At 55.6% G+C, this 432-nt stretch carries 1 pseudogene; it reads right to left on the reverse strand.

Annotation, left to right across the window (positions count from 1 at the left end):
* Nucleotides 1–432 (reverse strand): annotated as a pseudogene (locus ACTHUR_RS21630) (M3 family metallopeptidase); the annotation flags it as partial.

Here is a 432-nt window from a genome sequence, read left to right on the forward strand (position 1 = left end):
TTGGTGCGAATTTGGCACACAGTTGCGCGCCTTTGGGTTGCAGTGGCGCAAGTGCTGTCTGCTGGTCGGGCTGCAATTCGGCACCGTTGAGGACGAAATCGCGCAATTCGTGGTTGAGCTTGGTTTGCTGCGCCGGGGAGAGGGTGTCGAATTCGGCAGAGTTTTTGATGATTTTAAAGCGGTGGTACAACTCGAGGGCTTGACCGATTTCGGTGAAGAAGATGGTGATTTCTGACATCAATTCGTTGTATACGGCACGCAATTCGGGCGTGTCGACTACGGAGTTTCGATTGGAACCCACGCTCCCACTTCGGCCTACGCGTTCGTTACTGTCGGTCCTTTTGTCGAAGGTGTTGGCCCAGTAGGTGTGCGTTTGCGCTTTGATGGCGGCGATTTGTTCGCGCGCCCAGGCAATGGCGGTTTGCAGGGCGG

The sequence above is a fragment of the Neisseria sp. P0021.S007 genome (genome assembly GCF_051956855.1).